The following is a 17953-nucleotide window of genomic DNA, read 5'->3' on the forward strand; positions in this document are numbered from 1 at the left end:
TTCAACCGGACCTGCGGCGGGATTCACCCGTCCCCGGACACCGCCACCTCGCGCGCCCAGCGGTAGTCCGCCTTGCCGCTGGGGGAGCGACGGATCGAGTCCGCGATCACCAGCTGGCGGGGGATCTTGTATCCCGCGAGATGGGAACGGCAGTGCGTCTGGATGTCCGCCAGGGTCGGCCGCACCGCCCCCGTGCGCAACTGCACCACCGCCGCCACGTGGTGTCCCCACTTCGCGTCCGGCACTCCGGCCACCAGCGCGTCGTACACATCGGGGTGGGACTTGAGCGCCTGCTCGACCTCCTCCGGGTACACCTTCTCGCCGCCGGTGTTGATGCACTGCGAGCCGCGTCCGAGCACGGTGACGATGCCGTCCTCGTCCACCGTGGCCATGTCACCGAGCAGCACCCACCGCTTGCCGTCCTTCTGGAAGAAGGTCTCTGCGGTCTTCCGGGGGTCGTTGTAGTAGCCGAGCGGCACATGGCCGCACTGGGCGACCCGGCCCACCTCGCCCGCGGCGACCGGCTCGTACGTGGCCGGATCGACCACCTGCGTACGGGAGTTGACCCGGATGCGGAAGCCGCGCTCGGGGCCAGAGTCCTCGGTCGCCGTACCGTTGAAGCCGGACTCCGAGGAGCCGAAGTTGTTCAGGAGCATCACGTTCGGGACGAGCTCCTGGAACTGCCGGCGCACCGTGTCCGACATGATCGCCCCGGACGAGGACACGCTGAACATCGACGAGCAGTCCGTGCCCTTCATGGGCCCGTTCAGGGCGTCGACCAGCGGCCGCAGCATCGCGTCGCCGACCAGCGAGACGCTGGTGACCTTCTCCTTCTCGATAGTCCGCAGTACTTCCTCCGGCGCGAACTTGCGGTGGATCACGATGCGCTGGCCGAAGTTGAAGCCGATGAAGGCCGTCAGCGTGGACGTGCCGTGCATCAGCGGGGCGGTGGGGAAGAAGGTGATGCCGTCGCCGCCGGCCGCCACGCGCTCGGCGAGTTCCTCCGGTTTCTGGACCGGCTCACCGGTCGGCGCGCCGCCGCCCAGCCCCGAGAAGAACAGGTCCTCCTGGCGCCACATCACACCCTTGGGCATGCCGGTCGTGCCGCCGGTGTAGATGATGAACTGGTCGTCTCCCGACCGTGCCGGGAACCCCCGCTCGGGCGACGCGGCGGCCTCGGCGTCCGCGAAGGCCACGGCCGGCACGACCGGTGCCTCGGCCGCACCCGGCGCCACGGTCCCGACCCGCACCAGGTGCCGCAGCCCGTCCACGCGGGGCAGCGCCGCCGCCACCAGGTCAGTGAACTCCGCCTCGAAGACCAGGGCCACCAGATCGGCGTCCCGGTAGAGGTACACCAACTCCTCTTCCACATAGCGGTAGTTGACGTTGACCGGGACGATCCGCGCCTTGAGGCAGCCCAGCACCGTCTGGAGGTACTCGACGCCGTTGTAGAGATGGAGCCCGAGATGCTCGCCGGGACGTATCCCGCTGTCGAGCAGATGGTGGGCGATCCGGTTGGCCGCCGCGTCCAGCTCCGCATAGGTGAGGCGGCGCTCCGCACCCGTGCCCGGATGATCCATGTACACGAGCGCCTCGCGGTCCGGGACCGCGTCGACGACCGACTCGAACAGGTCGGCAAGGTTGTACTCCACCGTTCCTCCTGCCCTGGCTCTCCACCGGCTGCCGGTCATCAGAGCAAAGCGCGGCACAACTGTGAAGGGTCCGCGCACAAGAAATCTGACTACCTGTCAGAAAACCCTTGAAGTGCCCCGGCGCCTCCTGCAACCTGTTCTCGTTCTTTCAGAGGGGAGATGGGCGATGAGTGGGACGGAACACCTCACCGTGCGACGCGAAGGCGCCACACTGGTGCTCACGCTCAACAGGCCGGAGGCCAAGAACGCGCTCTCGTTGGCGATGCTCGTCGGCCTGTACGACGGCTGGCTGGAAGCCGACGCGGACGACACGATCCGCTCGGTCGTGTTCACGGGTGCGGGCGGCTCGTTCTGTGCGGGCATGGACCTCAAGGCCCTGGCAGGCCACGGCATGGAGGGCGAGCGCCACCGGGACCGGCTCAAGGCCGACCCCGATCTGCACTGGAAGGCGATGCTGCGCCACCACCGCCCCCGCAAGCCGGTGATCGCCGCCGTCGAGGGGTACTGCGTCGCCGGCGGCACCGAGATGCTCCAGGGCACCGACATCCGCGTCGCGGGCGAGTCGGCGACCTTCGGGCTCTTCGAAGTGAAGCGCGGCCTGTTCCCGATCGGCGGCTCCACGGTCCGGCTGCAACGCCAGATCCCGCGCACCCACGCCATGGAGATGCTGCTCACCGGACGTCCCTACAGCGCCCGTGAGGCCGCCGACATCGGCCTGATCGGGCATGTCGTCCCCGACGGTACGGCACTGGACAAGGCCCTGGAGATCGCCGAACAGATCAACGCCTGCGGTCCCCTGGCCGTCGAGGCCGTCAAGGCGTCCGTGTACGACACCGCCGAGATGAGCGAGACCGACGGCCTCGCCGCCGAACTCAAGCGCGGCTGGCCGATCTTCGACACGGCCGACGCCAAGGAAGGCGCCCGCGCCTTCGCGGAGAAGCGGTCACCCGTCTACAAGCGCGCGTAGCGCTGCGCTGGCCCGGGCCGGTTGGAAGCAGCGGGCCGTATGTGGCTGGTCGCGCAGTTCCTCGCGCCCCCTTTCGGGGCGCGCCTCTCGCACCCGACCTCCGAAGGAGGCACGCCCCCGATGCCCGAAGTCCTCAAGGCGCCGCTGACCGTCGAGTTCCCCTTCACCCGCTCCCTCGGCCCCGTCCAGAGCGCCTTCCTCACCGGCCTGCGCGAACGCGTCGTGCTCGGGGTGCGCACCGGCGACGGACGCACACTCGTCCCACCCGTCGAGTACGACCCCGTCACCGCCGAGGAGATCCGCGACCTGGTCGAGGTCGCCCCGACGGGCACCGTCACCACGTGGGCCTGGAACCACGCCCCACGCCGCGACCAGCCCCTGAACACCCCCTTCGCCTGGGTCCTGGTACGCCTCGACGGCGCCGACACCGCCCTCCTGCACGCCCTCGACGCCCCCGGGCCCGACGCCGTGCACACCGGCATGCGGGTCCGCGTCCGCTGGGCCGAGGAACGCTCCGGCGCCATCACCGACATCGCCTGCTTCGAGCCGTACGACGACAGCGGCCAGGATGCCGGGGACATCTCTGAACCCTCCGCCCACAGCGGCGAGTTCGCGGACCCGATCACCGGCATCGTCGCCCGCGCCAGGCTCGACTACACCTACTCACCCGGCCGCGCCCAGTCCGCCTACCTCGCTGCCCTGGCCGAACACCGCAACGTCGGCGAGCGCTGCCCGTCCTGCCGCAAGGTGTACGTGCCGCCGAGGGGTGCGTGCCCCACATGTGGCCTCGCCACATCGGAACAGGTCGAAGTGGGTCCCCGGGGCACGGTCACCACGTTCTGCATCGTCAACATCAAGGCGAAGAACCTCGACATCGAAGTGCCGTACGTCTACGCCCACATCGCCCTCGACGGCGCCGGCCTCGCCCTGCACGCCCGGATCGGCGGCATCCCCTACGACCAGGTGCGGATGGGCCTGCGGGTCGAACCCGTGTGGACGGCAGAGTCCCGCTTCCCCGATCACTACCGGCCCACGGGCGAGCCCGACGCGGACTACGACACCTACAGGGAGCTGCTGTGAACCGCGAGATCGCCGTCGTCGCCTTTGCGCAGACCGACCACCGGCGCACCAGCGAGGAGCTCTCCGAGGTGGAGATGCTCATGCCCGTCCTGCACGAGGTGCTGGCGCAGACCGGCCTGAAGACCGCCGACATCGGCTTCACCTGCTCCGGCTCCAGCGACTACCTCGCCGGGCGCGCCTTCTCCTTCACCCTCGCCCTCGACGGCGTGGGCGCCTGGCCCCCGATCTCCGAGTCGCACGTCGAGATGGACGGCGCCTGGGCGCTGTACGAGGCGTGGACCAAGCTGCTGACCGGGGACGCCGACACCGCGCTCGTCTACTCCTACGGCAAGTCCTCACCCGGCCCGCTGCGCGACGTCCTCACCCGCCAGCTCGACCCGTACTACGTCGCCCCGCTCTGGCCCGACTCCGTCGCCCTCGCCGCCCTCCAGGCCCAGGCCCTCATCGACGCCGGCGACACCGACGAACCCGCCCTCGCCGCGGTCGCCGCCCGCAGCCGGGCCGACGCCACCGCCAACTCCCATGCCCAGCTGAGCGGTTCGGTGCCGCACGGGGACTACCTCGTACGACCGCTGCGTACCGGCGACTGCCCGCCCATCGGCGACGGAGCCGCCGCCGTGATCCTCGCGGCGGGGGAGCGGGCCCGTGAGCTGTGCGATCGGCCCGCCTGGATCCGCGGCCTGGACCACCGCATCGAGGCCCACGGCCTGGGCGTGCGCGACCTCACCGACTCGCCCTCCACCCGCCTTGCCGCCGAGAAGGCCGGCGCCTTCGAACGGCCCGTCGACACCGCCGAGTTGCACGCCCCGTTCACCGCGCAGGAGGTCGTCCTGCGCAAGGCGCTGAGCCTCGACGACGGCGTGCGCGTCAACCCGTCCGGCGGCGCGCTCGCCGCCAACCCCGTCATGGCCGCCGGGCTCATCCGCATCGGCGAGGCCGCCGCCGGCATCCACCGGGGCGAGTCCGACCGGGCGCTCGCACACGCCACGTCCGGCCCCTGTCTGCAACAGAACCTGGTCGCCGTACTCGAAGGGGATCCGCGATGAGCAAGGAGCCCGTGGCCGTCATAGGCATCGGACAGACCAAGCACGTCGCCGCGCGCCGGGACGTGTCGATCGCCGGGCTCGTCCGGGAGGCGGCCCGCAGCGCACTCGACGACGCCGAGCTGGACTGGGCGGACATCGACGCCGTGGTCATCGGCAAGGCGCCCGACTTCTTCGAGGGCGTGATGATGCCGGAGCTGTACCTCGCCGACGCCCTCGGCGCGGTCGGCAAGCCCATGCTCCGCGTCCACACGGCGGGCTCGGTCGGCGGATCGACGGCACTCGTCGCCGCCAACCTGGTCGCCGCCCGCGTCCACGGCACCGTGCTGACGCTCGCCTTCGAGAAACAGTCCGAGTCCAACGCCATGTGGGGACTGTCCCTGCCCATGCCCTTCCAGCAGCCGCTGCTGGCCGGGGCCGGCGGGTTCTTCGCCCCGCACGTGCGCGCGTACATGCGGCGCAGCGGCGCGCCCGACACGATCGGCTCGCTGGTCGCGTACAAGGACCGGCGCAACGCCTTGAAGAACCCGTACGCCCATCTGCACGAGCACGACATCACCCTGGAGAAGGTCCAGGCGTCCCCCATGTTGTGGGACCCCATCCGCTACTCGGAGACCTGCCCCTCCTCCGACGGGGCATGCGCGATGGTCCTCACCGACCGGGCCGGAGCCGCCCGCGCGCCCCGGCCGCCCGCGTGGATGCTCGGCGGCGCGATGCGCAGCGAGCCCACCCTCTTCCCCGGCAAGGACGCCGTGTCACCGCAGGCCGGCAAGGACTGCGCGGCCGACGTGTACCGCCAGGCGGGCATCGCCGACCCGCGCCGGGACATCGACGCCGTCGAGATGTACGTGCCGTTCTCCTGGTACGAGCCCATGTGGCTGGAGAACCTCGGCTTCGCCGCCGAGGGCGAGGGCTGGAAGCTCACCGAGGCCGGGGTGACCGAGCTGGACGGCGACCTGCCGGTCAACATGTCGGGCGGCGTCCTGTCGACCAACCCCATCGGGGCCTCCGGGATGATCCGCTTCGCCGAAGCCGCCCTCCAGGTGCGCGGCCAGGCCGGGGAACACCAGGTGGAAGGGGCACGCAAGGCGCTCGGGCACGCCTACGGCGGAGGGTCGCAGTTCTTCGCGATGTGGCTCGTGGGCGCCGAGCCCCCGGACGCCTGAGCGAGCTCCCGGACGTCCGCGGAGAGGCCTCCGCAAAGGTCCCCCTCACGTGGCCTGTTGGCACCCGGGACCGATCGCTAGGCTGACCCGCGGACGACGCGAATCGGGAGGAGCACGGACGTGGCCGAGAGCACCACCATCCAGCAGCAGCCGTTCACGGGCTGGGACAAGCCGGAACTGGACCTCAGCACCGCCGACTGGCACTCGAGCAGCCGTGGCCTGGGGGATGTCCAGATCGCCTTTGTCGAGGGGTTCATCGCGATGCGCAACAGCGGCCGCCCGGAGAGCCCTTCCCTGATCTTCACGCCCGCCGAGTGGGGCGCGTTCGTGTCGGGCGCGCGCGAGGGCGAGTTCGACCTGACCTGACACGGCGGAGCCGCGAGCGGACCGTGGCGGGATGAGCCGGCGGGCGGTGGCCCCGCACGCCGGCCGCCTTCGGGCCGATCCGGGGGTGTTCCTGCCGTTTTTCCGGACACGCGACCTTGAGAGCCCCCTCGGGGCCGAAGCCTGAGCCAGGCTGGCCCCGGTATCGGGAAGGTCGTACTCCGGAGGCGAGGAACCCATGAGCACCCAGCCGGTCATCGCGGCGGTCGACGGTTCGGACGACAGCCTGGTCGCACTGGACTGGGCCTTCGAGACCGCCCTGCTGCGCGGGGCGCCACTTCGGGTGGTCCACGTACAGCAGTACGCCACCTGGGCCGGTCCCGAGATCGTGCCGCCCGGGCAGCCGGAGTCCGAGCACGACCCGGTGCTCGACGAGGCACGCCGCTATCTGGCGGGGCGCGTCGAGAGGCCCACCCTGGAGTACTCCGCCCTTGCCGGAGCGGCCGGCACGGTGCTGCCAGAACTGGGCTCGACCGCCCGGTTGCTGGTTCTGGGCAGCCGCGGCCGCGGGGGCTTCGCCAGCCTGCTGCTCGGCTCCAGCGGCATGATCACCGCGCGGGACGCCGGGTGCCCGGTCGTCGTGGTGCCGAAGCCGGGCCGGGAGGTGGAGGACGCGGCGCTGCCGATCGAGCCGGGTCCCCGGGTCGTCGTCGGCCTCCAGGTCGACAGTCCGGACGACGCCACACTGGGCTTCGCCTTCGCCGAGGCCGCCCGGCGCGGAGCCCGGGTCCAGGCCGTCGCCGCCTACGCCTGGCCGCTGCACCTGTGGTCCGCGGTCGCCGCGGAGGTCATGTCGCCGCTGGCCGACCAGGACGCCGTCGAGGCCGAGACCCGCACCCTCGCCGAGGGCCTCCTCGCCGCGCATCGCGAACGCCACCCGGACGTCCGCGCCGAGACCTACGTGGTCCCGGGTGACGCGGCGGGTCACCTCGTCGCCGCCTCCAGGGACGCGTCGCTCGTCGTCGTGGGCCGCCACCGGCGCCGCCTCCTGGCGCCCGCCCGCATGATGGGCTCGGTGGCCCAGGCGGTCCTGCTCCACGCCGCCGCCCCCGTGGCGGTGGTACCACCCGCGCCGGCGGAGGAGTAGAGGGACACGCAGCGGCCAACTCCCGCTGGTCGAAGTACCGGGGCGCACGTCTCCAACGGCCGCCCTCACGTCATGGAACGGGTTCGGCCACGTACCATGGCGACATGTCGTTCCTCCGCCGCCGCAGCGCCACGCCCGCCGGGCCCGACTTCGACGTACTGGCCATGGACCCGGGCGACTGGCCCGGCAACCTGGGCGCCGGGCTGCTGCCCGCCCCCGACGGCAGCTGCCAGGGCGTCTTCCTGCGCTACGACCTCTTCGGCGGCCGCGGTCCGGCGATGATCATCGGCAATCTGCCCGAGGGCTCCCCGGCCCGCGAGGTGGAGCAGGACGAGATCCCGTTCGAGGTCGCGCAGCTGCTGCTGGCGCTGGAGAACGAAGAGGAGGTCACCGTCGTCGGCAGCGAGGACGTGCCGGTGATGCAGGGCGACAACCTCCTGATCGTGCGGCGCCTCAAGCTCTCCGAGAGCCGGATCTCCTGTGTGCAGTTCGACCGCAGCGACAATGTGCTGGTCACCATCGCCGCCTGGGACCGCCCCATCACCGACGACCTGTACGCCCTGCTCAAGCCGCTGCCCGCGGAGCTCTTCCAGCAGGGCTGAACCGTCTCGCCCTTCCTCCCCGGCCGGACCGGCCCCTGTTTGACTTTGTCATGACCCTTGCCGCTGAGTCATCGGATCTCTAGCGTCAGGGGTCATGTCGTATGAGCCGCAAGGGATCACCCGAAGAACGACTCTGAAGGCAGTGGCAGCCGTCGGAGGAGCCGGAGGACTCGCTCTGGGAGCAGGGGCCGGAGAGGCCGGCGCCACCGATTCCTCCGATGTGTCGAGCGTGCCGTCCATGCTCTGGTACGCCGCCCCGGCCGCCGACTGGGAGCGCGAGGCGTTACCCATCGGCAACGGTGCACTCGGTGCCATGGTGTTCGGCACCCTCGCCTCCGAACACCTCCAGTTCAACGAGAAGACCCTGTGGACCGGCGGCCCCGGCACAACCCAGGACTACGACCACGGCAACTGGCGGGCGCCCCGACCCGGCGCGATCACCGCCGTACAGGACGACCTCGACACGGGCACCACCCTCGACCCCGAATCCGCCGCCGACCGCCTCGGCCAGCCACGGGTCGGCTACGGCGCCCACCAGACCTTCGGCGACCTCCACCTCGATCTGCCCGACGCACCGGCAACGCCCCCGCCGGACTACCGCCGAGAGCTCGACCTCGACAACGCGATAGCCTCCGTCGCCTACACCCACCAAGGCGTGCGCCACCAACGGGAGTTCTTCGCGTCCTACCCCGACGACGTGATCGTGGGAAGGCTCAGTGCCGACCGCCCCGGCAGCGTCACCTTCACCCTGCGCCACACCTCGCCCCGCACCGACTTCACCGCCACCGCCGCCGACGGGACCCTGACCGTGCGGGGCGCCCTCGCCGACAACGGGCTGCGCTTCGAGGCGCAGGTCCGGGTGTACGCCGAGGGCGGCACCGTGACCTCCGGGGCCGGCGGCACGCTCATCGTGACCGGCGCCGACAGTGCCTGGTTCGTCCTGGCCGCCGGCACGGACTACGCCGACACCTACCCCGACTACCGCGGCCCGGACCCGCACGCCGCCGTCGCCCGAGCCGTGCGACGCGCGGGCCGGAACTACGAGAACCTGCTCGACCGGCACGTCCGCGACCACCGCGCCCTCTTCGCCCGAGTCGCCCTCGACATCGGCCAGTCGCTCCCCGCCGACCTCCCCACGGACCGGCTGCTGTCCACGTACACCGGCGGCACGAGCGCGACGGACCGTGCCCTGGAAGCCCTGTACTTCCAGTACGGCCGCTACCTGCTCATCGCCTCCTCACGCCCCGGCTCCCTGCCCGCCAACCTCCAGGGCGTCTGGAACAACAGCACCACACCCCCGTGGTCGGCCGACTACCACGTCAACATCAACCTCCAGATGAACTACTGGCCCGCCGAGGCCGCGAACCTCGCCGAGACGACGGCGCCCTACGACCGCTTCGTCGAGGCCCTGCGCGCACCCGGACGCCGTAGCGCACAGGAGATGTTCGGCTCGCGCGGCTGGGTCGTGCACAACGAGACCAACCCGTACGGCTTCACCGGCGTGCACGACTGGGCGACCTCGTTCTGGTTCCCCGAGGCGGCCGCCTGGCTCACCCAGCAGATGTACGAGCACTACAGATTCGGCGGCTCCACCGACTACCTGCGCTCCACCGCGTACCCGGTGATGAAGGAGGCCGCCGAGTTCTGGCTCGACAACCTGCGCACCGACCCACGCGACGGCACCCTCGTCGTCACCCCCAGCTACTCGCCCGAGCACGGCGACTTCACGGCTGGCGCCGCCATGTCGCAGCAGATCGTCCACGACCTGTTCACCAGCACCCTCGAAGCCGCCCGCACCCTGGGTGACGCGCCCGACTTCCGGCGCCGTGTCGAGGACGCCCTGAAACGGCTCGACCCCGGTCTGCGGATCGGCTCCTGGGGTCAACTCCAGGAATGGAAGCAGGACTTGGACGACCCCGCCGACGCCCATCGGCATGTCTCGCACCTGTTCGCCCTCCACCCCGGGCGCCAGATCCGACCCGGCAGCGAGTGGGCGCGGGCCGCCGAGGTCTCCCTGACCGCACGCGGGGACGGCGGCACCGGCTGGTCCAAGGCCTGGAAGATCAACTTCTGGGCGCGGCTGCGCGACGGCGACCACGCCCACACCATGCTGGGCGAACAGCTCAAGTCCTCCACCCTGCCCAACCTCTGGGACACGCACCCGCCGTTCCAGATCGACGGCAACTTCGGCGCCACGTCCGGTGTCGTGGAGATGCTGCTCCAGAGCCAGCACGACATCATCGAGGTGCTCCCCGCACTGCCCGCCGCCTGGCCGTCCGGTTCGGTGCGCGGCCTGCGCGCCCGCGGCGGCGCCACCCTCGACATCGAGTGGGCCGACGGCCGGGCGACCCGTATCGCCCTGAAGGCGTCCCGAACCCGCGAACTCATCGTCCGCAGCGACCTGTTCGGGACCGGCCGGCACTCCTTCAGGGCGGTGGCGGGGCGGCAGTACACCTGGGAGAGGCAGGACTGACGCCCGCCACAGGACCGATCCGCTAGGAACCCGAAGCCACGAGGTCCACGTCCGCCGCCCGCACGAACGCCACCCGGTGGCCGTACTGGATCTCGTAGTACAGGTCCTTGCCGACCACCACGCGGTGCGACGCCTGGTCGAAGTCGACCGCGTAGAAGTACTCGCTCTGCACCTTGCCGCCCGCCGCGTACCGCTGGCCGGCCGGCAAGGTGTACGGCAGCGGCGACACCGACTGCACGGGCACGTCCGCCGGATAGGCCGAGGACTCGGGATAGGCGCGGCCGTACACCGGGACACTCGCCATGCCGTCCTTCGGTGTCACCACCTCACCGGACGCGTTCACCGCGGCCGGACTCTCCTTCGTGTTCTTGAACCACGCCTTCTGGCCCAGGTACCAGATCGCCGTCCAGTCACCCTCCTGGCCGGCGACCGCGTACTGCTGCCCGGTCGACACCCGGGAGGACAGGTCGTTGACACCCTTGGTCGGGGTCGACCCCAGCCCGGGGTCCTTGATCAGGGGATACGTCTCACCGGGCCCGGAGTACAGCCGCACCGCGCTCGAACCGTGGTCCGCGCAGGCCTGACCGGCGGTCACACAGCCGGTGTACTCGGGCCGGTTGGTCGCGTAGTCGGGGCGGATCGTCACCAGTCCGCCGTTCGGGCCGGCGCTCGGCTCGATGGGCCGGCCGAGCAGCTCGAAGTAGTGCCGCCAGTCCCAGTACGGGCCCGGGTCGGTGTGCATGCCCCTGACGTTCGCCGCGGTCGGGCCCGGCACCGTGTCGTGGCCGAGGATGTGCTGCCGGTCCAGCGGGATGTCGTACTGCTTGGCGAGGTACGCCACCAGGCGGGCCGAGGAGCGGTACATCGCCTCCGTGTACCAGGCGTCCGGCCGCGCGAGGAAGCCCTCGTGCTCCAGACCGATCGACTTCGAGTTGACGTACCAGTTGCCCGCGTGCCAGGCCACATCCTTGGCCTTTACATGCTGGGCGATGTGGCCGTCAGTGGAGCGCAGTGTGTATTGCCACGACACATAGGTGGGGTCCTGCACCATGGTGAGGACACCCTCCCAGGCGCCTTCCGTGTCATGGACGACGATGTAGTCGATGTCCTGCGTCGTCGGACGACCGCCCATGTCGTGGTTGCCGTAGTCACCGTCGCCGAACTCCTCGTACGGCGCCGGGATCCACTCGCAGGACACCGTGGGCGGACACTCGGTCTCCCCGGCCTTGAGCGTGCGAAGGCCGGCCCGGCGCAGCTGCCCCGTGTCGGGGGACAGGCTCGGCTGCGCGGCCAGTGCCACCAGCTGGCCCCCGTCCGTCTCACGCTCCTGGCCGGTGCGCAGCACGGCGTAGACGTCGTTCGCGTACGCCGCCGCCGTCGCGGTGTCGTCGGCACCGGAGAAGCGGGCCACCGCCGCGTACCAGTCCGCCGGATCCGAGCTCAGCGGTTCGCCGAGCTCCTTCTGCGCGGCGGCGAGCAGCGCGGCACCGCCCGCCACATTGGCGGCCGGGTCCGTACGCAGCCGCTCCCGGCTCAGCCCGGTCAGCTCGGCCGCCCTGGGCAGCGTCCTCAGGCGGGCCGGGATCTCGGAGCTCTTCGGCAGCTTCGCCTTCGGGGCCAGAGCCTTGCGGGCACCGTCGCCGCGCGCGTCCTCCGCGCCGTCGCCGTGATGCGACCCGGACTCGGCGAGCGCGGTGCGGGCGTCGGTGAGGTGCATCGGGCCATACCCGCCGGTCACGCTGGGCGCCCCGGCGTGCGCGTCCCAGCGGGACTGGAGGTAGGAGACGCCGAGCAGGACGCTCTGCGGCACGTGGTACCGGGCGGCGGCGGAGGTGAAGGCCGACTGGAGGCCGTGCTCCGAGCCCTGCGATACGGACGGGGCCGCGCCGATCAAGGGGAACAGCAGTGTCGCAGCGGCCAAGGCGGTGACGGATCCACGCAATGCAGCCTCCTGGGACGGTCGGGCGCGATGAGCCGTGCGGGGCCGGGCGTGGGTCTGTGGTCCCGGCTGTCCGACGATCCGTCAATCATGCCAAGAGCTCCGTGAATTCCCTTGTCAAGAGGGATTCCCGGGAGTTTCGCGCCGTCGGCTCCCTGGCCTGCGGGGCGTCAGAGGCGTACCCCAATGGCTGCGTCCGGGCCCACCGAGGGTCCGCTCAGATCTCCATGGGCCGGACACAAGAAGCGTTCGGACACACGAGAGTGGCCGGACACACGAAAGCCCGCGGTACGCCTGTCTCCAGGGCGCACCGCGGACCACCGTCCCCGTCAGCGAGTGCCGACCGCCGCACGCACGGCCCGCCGGGCCAGCTGGCAGTCGTCGTGCAGCCGCCGCAGAAGCAGCCGCTGTTCCTCGCCGGACGGCGCAGCACCCGGGTGGGCCACTCCCGATGCCGCCGGGGTCGAGTCGTGCATCGAACGCTGCACGGCCGTCTCGTACGTACGGATCTCGCGGGTCAGCACCAGCATCAGGTTCACCAGGAAGGCGTCCCGGGAAGCCGGACCCGCCGACTGCGCGATCTGGCTGATCTGCCGCCGTGCCACCGGTGCGTCCCCGAGCACCGCCCACAGCGTCGCCAGGTCGTAGCCCGGCAGGTACCAGCCCGCGTGCTCCCAATCCACCAGCACTGGACCGGCCGGTGAAAGAAGGATGTTCGACAGCAGCGCGTCGCCGTGGCAGAACTGGCCCATGCCCTGCCGGCCCGCGGTCGCCGCGATGCCGTGCAGCAGCTTCTGGAGATCACCCATGTCCCGGTCGGTGAGCAACCCCAGCTCGTGGTACCGGGAGATCCGGGCCGCGTAGTCCAGCGGAGCGTCGAACGTGCCCGCCGGCGGCCGCCAGGCGTTCAGCCGGCAGATCGCGCCGAGTGCCGCCTTGATGTCCGCACGCGGCGGCACCTCTGTCGGGTGCCGCTGGAGTGCCGCCACCCGGCCCGGCATCCGCTCGATCACGAGTGTGCAGTTGTCAGGATCCGCCGCGATCAGTCTCGGCACCCGCACCGGGGGGCGGTGCCGGACGAACGAGCGGTATGCCGCTATCTCGTGCCGGATCCGCTCGGCCCAGGCCGGCGAGTGATCGAGTAAACACTTGGCGACGGCCGTGCTGCGCCCGGTCGTGCCGACCATGAGTACGGACCGCCCGCTGCGGCGCAGCACCTGCACCGGTGCGAACTCCGGGCAGATCCGGTGCACCGACGCGATCGCCGTACGCAACTGGGCGCCCTGAGGGCCGGACAAGTCGAGTCTCCCGCTGAGCGGTTGGGTGCCGAGCCCCGCGGCGCGCAGCGGTCGGCCCGCGCCGAGCACGGGGGCGGCCGCCGGCCGCGCGGGGGCGAGGTAGGGGCCGCCACCCGCCGGGCGGGCACGCAGCGACCGGGGTGGGGCGGACACGGAGGACGATGCTGCGTACATGGGAGAAACAGATCCCTTCGTGTGCCTTCGACGTATTGCGCTACCCGGCCCGGTCCCCCGGGTGCACCCTGGGGAGTGCGGCCCGTAGTTCAAAAGGCGACCGGGTCGGGGTGGCGCGTTCCTACCTGACACCCGTTGCCCAGTGGCACACCATCTGGCGCACCCTGGCGAACCCTGGCGAATAGTCCCGGGGCAACTCTCACCGGGCTACTGTCAACTCAGCCGAGAACCTGGGGGCTTGACGTGAGCGGAGAACCCAACACCCGCCTGGCGGACCTGTTCGGCCTGGCCGGCTGGTCCAAGGGCGAGCTCGCGAGGCTGGTCAACCGGCAGGCGGCGGCCATGGGCCACCCCCAGCTGTCGACCGACACCTCGCGGGTGCGGCGGTGGATCGACATGGGAGAGATCCCGCGCGATCCGGTGCCGCGGGTGCTGGCAACTCTGTTCACCGAGCGTCTCGGCCGTGTCGTGACCATCGAGGACCTCGGTCTGGTCCGGCACGGGCGTACGGGGAAACGGCAGGACGCCGGGAGTGTGGAGCATCCCGACGGTGTGCCGTGGGCGCCCGAGCGAACCGCCGCGGTCCTCACCGAATTCACGGGAATGGACCTCATGCTCAACCGACGCGGCTTGGTGGGCGCGGGTGCCGCGCTCGCCGCGGGATCCGCACTCAGCAGCGCCATGCACGACTGGCTGCACTCCGACCCGGCCCTCAAGGCCGACGCCCCCCAGTTCGACGACCCCCTGCACGCCGACCCCGCCGGGTTCGACCGCTACGAGGCCGCCCCCATCGGGTCGCAGGAGATCGAGGAACTGGAGCGCTCGGTGGAGGTGTTCCGGGCCTGGGACGCGGCCCGCGGCGGCGGGCTGCAACGCAAGGCAGTCGTGGGCCAGCTCAACGAGGTGGGCGGCATGCTCGCCTACCGACACCCCGAACATCTCCAGCGGCGCCTGTGGGGCGTCGCCGCCAACCTCGCCGTCCTCGCGGGCTGGATGTCGCACGACGTCGGCCTGGAGCCCACGGCTCAGAAGTACTTCGTCATCGCCGCCCATGCGGCCCGAGAGGGCGGCGACCGGCCGCGCGCCGGGGAGGCGCTCTCCAGAGCGGCTCGCCAGATGGTGCACCTCGGCCGGCCCGACGACGCACTCGACCTCATGAAACTCGCCCAGTCCGGCTCCGGCGACGAGGTGCTGCCGCGCACCAGGGCCATGTTCCACACCATCGAGGCCTGGGCACAGGCGTCGATGGGCAAGGGCCAGGCCATGCGCCGCACCCTCGGACGCGCGGAGGACCTCTTCGTCTCCGACCGGAGCGACGTGCCCCCGCCGAGCTGGATGCAGACCTTCAAGGACGAGGATCTGTACGGCATGCAGGCCCTGGCCTACCGCACGCTGGCCGAGTACGAGCCGGGCGCGGCCGCACACGCCCGGCACTTCGCGGAGAAGGCCCTGGCCCTGCGCGTCGACGGGCGGGAGCGTTCGAAGATCTTCGACCATCTGTCCATGGCGTCGGCCTGCTTCATCGCGGACGACCCCGAACAGGCCGACCGCTACGCACGGCTGGCCCTGATGGCGATGGGATCGAACTCGTCAGGCCGCACCTGGGACCGGCTCCGGCAGATGTACCGGCTCACCGCCGAGTACTCCAGCTACCCGAGGATCCACGAACTGCGGGAGGAGATCCGGATGGCGCTGCCCAAGGCGAAGAGGCCGGGCGGCGACAGCGCGCGGGCGTGACTGCGCACAGTCATAGGGGGACTGTGCGACTGACCGCGGCGCCGATGCCAAGGTTCCTGCGGGGCAGTGCCCTCAGGAGCGTCACCTTCTAGTACGTCACCCTGGCCACGAGCACGCAGGCATCGCCCTCACGCTCACTCTCACCGAACTCGTCGACGACCAGCCGTACGCAGTCCTGTGCCGTGTCCGTCTCATCCAGGCGGGGGCCCAGGTCGAGGAGGAGGTTCACGGAGTCCGCCGGGTTGTGCCCCGGCACCAGTCCGTCGGTGTGCAGGACCAGCAGGTCGCCCACCTCCAGGGTCTCCTCGGCCTGCGCGTACACGGCACCCGGGGTGGCGCCCAGCAGGACGCCGTCCGGCGCGTTCAGCCTGCGCCCCGTCCCGTCGCGGAACAGCAACGGGGCGGGGTGTCCGGCCTGCGCCCAGGTCAGGGTGCGGGTGTCGGGTCGGTAGCGGCAGCAGACGGCGCTGCCGAGGGCCGGCTGGACGGTGGCGTCGAGTAACTGGTTGAGCCAGGACATCAGTTGGCCCGGCTGGGTGCCGGCCATCGCCATGCCGCGTACGGCGCCCAGCAGGGCCGCCATGCCGGAGGCCACGGCCACGCCGTGTCCGGTGAGGTCGCCGACGCTCAACAGCGTCTCGCCGTCGGCCAGTTCGAGTGCGTCGTACCAGTCGCCGCCGATCATCGCGCTCGTCGACGACCGAAGGCAGCGGGCCGCGAGGTCCAGTGTCTGCGGGCCCTGGTGCGGGAGCCGCAGGGAGCCACGCCACGGCGGCAGCACGGCCTCCTGCAACTCGACCGCCAGCCGGTGCTCGGTGTGCGCCCGGTGGCGCTGGAGCGAGTCACGGGTCTCGCTCACGGCGCGCTGGCTCCGGCGCAGTTCGCTGACGTCCCGCAGCACGGCCCACATCGAGGAGGTGCTGCCGTCGGAGTCGAGCACGGGCTCGCCCATCATGTGCACGGTCCTGGCCTCGCCGTCCGGCCGTACGATCCGGAACTCCCCGTCGATGGGCTTGGCGTCGACCAGGCAGTCGGTGACCATCGCCGTGAGCCGGCGCCGGTCCTCGTCGAGCACGACGGACGGCAGTTCGTCGAGGGTGAGCGGGGCGGCGGCGGGGTCGCGGCCCAGGATCTGGAAGAGCTCGCCGGACCAACTGGCCTCGTCCGTCAGCAGGTTCCACTCCGCGCTGCCGACCCGGCTGAGCAGCGAGTCGCGCTCGGGCGGGGGAGGGGTGGCCGCCGGGGACGGGGACGGGCCGTCGCGCAGCTGCCCCAAGTGCTCGTCCAGATCGTCGAGTTGGTGCAGGGCGAGGTCGCACAGCGCTCGCTGCCACCGCTCCTGCGGGTCCGATCCGTCGCTCTGGGTGTCCCGCCGCACGGCGTCGACATCGCCCTTGAGCCGCCGTGCCTGCGATATGAGCGCATCGACGGAGCCACGACCTGGCGGCTGGGCGGCGGGGCGGTCCGCAGAGAGATGGGGCGGCATGACGCACTCCGATGCGGGGACGGTACGACCAAGGCTGACGGAAGGACCGTTACGACTGTTGCACAGCCCGCGACGCGCTGTAAGGGATTTGGCAACACCCGATTCGGTGGTGCGTCCGGCATATGCCAGAGTCCCTCAGGAGGGCTCGTGCGGTACGAACGGCGTACGTCGCGGCTGGGTCCAAGTCGTAGGTGACGTACGGGTTTTGATGGTTTGTAGGGACGATCGTACGGCCCTCACGCACATGTTCGACGGTCGCGTGTTCCAGAGGTGGAGCGGCGGGCATGGTGCGGCGGATGACTCCTCGGCAAGGGAGTGATGCAGCTCACAAAATTTGTGTGCTCCTGGGTGTACTGCGAGGGGTGCCTGCGGAGTCGTAAAGACACAGCGGCAAAACCGTCCCGACCGCCGACCGCAGGGGAGACCGCACATGGACATCGCCCTCGAGCAGCCCGCCCGCGCCCGCCTCATCACGGGCGAGGAGCGCGAGGTCCCCGTGCCCGCCACACTGCGGTACGCCTCCACGGACCCGCTGGCGGTGTACATCGACTTCCCGGGCGAGGTCTCACTCGACGGCCGGGGCGCCACCTGGACCTTCGCTCGCGGTCTGCTGGAGACGGGGCTGCGCGGCCCCGCGGGCGACGGGGACGTGCACATCTGGCCGTGCGGCGACGAGCGGACCGTCGTGGAGCTGCACTCGCCGTACGGCATGGCGCTGCTCCGGTTCGACACCGGCGCGCTGCAACGCTTCCTGCTACGGACCTACGCGGTGGTCGCGTCCGGCGAGGAGGACCTGGAGGCGGTCGTGGAGCGGGGTCTGAGCGCCCTCTTCGACGGGGTGTGAGACCGGGCGCGAGGTGCCGTG

General features: G+C 71.2%; 14 protein-coding genes. 10 read left to right on the plus strand and 4 right to left on the minus strand.

The window, feature by feature from the left end; all coding sequences use genetic code 11:
- Nucleotides 1-23 precede the first annotated feature (23 nt).
- Nucleotides 24-1652 carry an acyl-CoA synthetase gene (locus CP983_RS40520; RefSeq protein WP_150505367.1) on the minus strand — a complete coding sequence of 543 codons (1629 nt, stop codon included), beginning with the start codon at nt 1650-1652 and terminating at the stop codon, nt 24-26.
- A 166-nt stretch (nt 1653-1818) separates the two neighbouring features.
- Here CP983_RS40520 and CP983_RS40525 point away from each other — a divergent pair, with 166 nt between their 5' ends.
- From CP983_RS40525 to CP983_RS40560, 8 genes are all read left to right on the plus strand, one after another.
- Complete coding sequence (locus tag CP983_RS40525; RefSeq protein ID WP_125527971.1) at nt 1819-2619, plus strand: crotonase/enoyl-CoA hydratase family protein; 801 nt, start codon at nt 1819-1821, stop codon at nt 2617-2619.
- A 120-nt stretch (nt 2620-2739) separates the two neighbouring features.
- On the plus strand, nt 2740-3699 hold the full coding sequence (locus tag CP983_RS40530) for a Zn-ribbon domain-containing OB-fold protein (RefSeq protein WP_150505369.1): 960 nt from the start codon (nt 2740-2742) through the stop codon (nt 3697-3699).
- Nucleotides 3696-4745, plus strand: a complete 1050-nt coding sequence (locus CP983_RS40535) for a thiolase domain-containing protein (RefSeq protein ID WP_107909888.1) — start codon at nt 3696-3698, stop codon at nt 4743-4745. Before CP983_RS40530 ends, CP983_RS40535 begins: the two co-directional genes overlap by 4 nt.
- Complete coding sequence (locus CP983_RS40540) at nt 4742-5908, plus strand: thiolase domain-containing protein (RefSeq protein WP_150505370.1); 1167 nt, start codon at nt 4742-4744, stop codon at nt 5906-5908. Before CP983_RS40535 ends, CP983_RS40540 begins: the two co-directional genes overlap by 4 nt.
- 120 nt (nt 5909-6028) lie before the next feature.
- Nucleotides 6029-6274, plus strand: coding sequence for a DUF397 domain-containing protein (locus CP983_RS40545; protein ID WP_030958393.1), 246 nt, complete (start codon nt 6029-6031; stop codon nt 6272-6274).
- A 196-nt stretch (nt 6275-6470) separates the two neighbouring features.
- Entirely contained in the window at nt 6471-7379 is a 909-nt protein-coding gene (locus CP983_RS40550) for a universal stress protein (RefSeq protein ID WP_150505372.1), read from the plus strand.
- Between the two features lie 104 nt (nt 7380-7483).
- Nucleotides 7484-7981 carry a hypothetical protein gene (locus CP983_RS40555; protein WP_030958688.1) on the plus strand — a complete coding sequence of 166 codons (498 nt, stop codon included), beginning with the start codon at nt 7484-7486 and terminating at the stop codon, nt 7979-7981.
- A 238-nt stretch (nt 7982-8219) separates the two neighbouring features.
- On the plus strand, nt 8220-10454 hold the full coding sequence (locus tag CP983_RS40560; protein WP_150507177.1) for a glycoside hydrolase family 95 protein: 2235 nt from the start codon (nt 8220-8222) through the stop codon (nt 10452-10454).
- A gap of 22 nt (nt 10455-10476) precedes the next feature.
- Here the strand turns inward: CP983_RS40560 and CP983_RS40565 are convergent, their stop codons facing one another.
- Both CP983_RS40565 and CP983_RS40570 read right to left on the minus strand, forming a co-directional pair.
- Nucleotides 10477-12375 (minus strand): N-acetylmuramoyl-L-alanine amidase, encoded by a 1899-nt coding sequence (locus CP983_RS40565; RefSeq protein ID WP_167537834.1) that lies wholly within the window; start codon nt 12373-12375, stop codon nt 10477-10479.
- Nucleotides 12376-12722: 347 nt separating this feature from the next.
- On the minus strand, nt 12723-13865 hold the full coding sequence (locus CP983_RS40570) for an aminoglycoside phosphotransferase family protein (RefSeq protein WP_107909879.1): 1143 nt from the start codon (nt 13863-13865) through the stop codon (nt 12723-12725).
- Nucleotides 13866-14108: 243 nt separating this feature from the next.
- Between CP983_RS40570 and CP983_RS40575 the strand changes: the two genes are divergently transcribed.
- A complete protein-coding gene (locus CP983_RS40575) occupies nt 14109-15602 on the plus strand; it encodes a DNA-binding protein NsdB (RefSeq protein WP_107909877.1) in 1494 nt (497 codons plus the stop codon).
- Nucleotides 15603-15690: 88 nt separating this feature from the next.
- Here the strand turns inward: CP983_RS40575 and CP983_RS40580 are convergent, their stop codons facing one another.
- Nucleotides 15691-17088: a PP2C family protein-serine/threonine phosphatase gene (locus tag CP983_RS40580; protein WP_150505376.1), complete on the minus strand. Its 1398-nt coding sequence runs from the start codon at nt 17086-17088 to the stop codon at nt 15691-15693.
- A gap of 430 nt (nt 17089-17518) precedes the next feature.
- Here CP983_RS40580 and CP983_RS40585 point away from each other — a divergent pair, with 430 nt between their 5' ends.
- Nucleotides 17519-17932 carry an SsgA family sporulation/cell division regulator gene (locus CP983_RS40585; protein ID WP_150505378.1) on the plus strand — a complete coding sequence of 138 codons (414 nt, stop codon included), beginning with the start codon at nt 17519-17521 and terminating at the stop codon, nt 17930-17932.
- The last annotated feature ends 21 nt before the right edge of the window (nt 17933-17953 follow it).

Origin of the sequence: Streptomyces chartreusis (assembly GCF_008704715.1) — a bacterium.
Taxonomy (GTDB): Bacteria; Actinomycetota; Actinomycetes; order Streptomycetales; family Streptomycetaceae; genus Streptomyces; species Streptomyces chartreusis.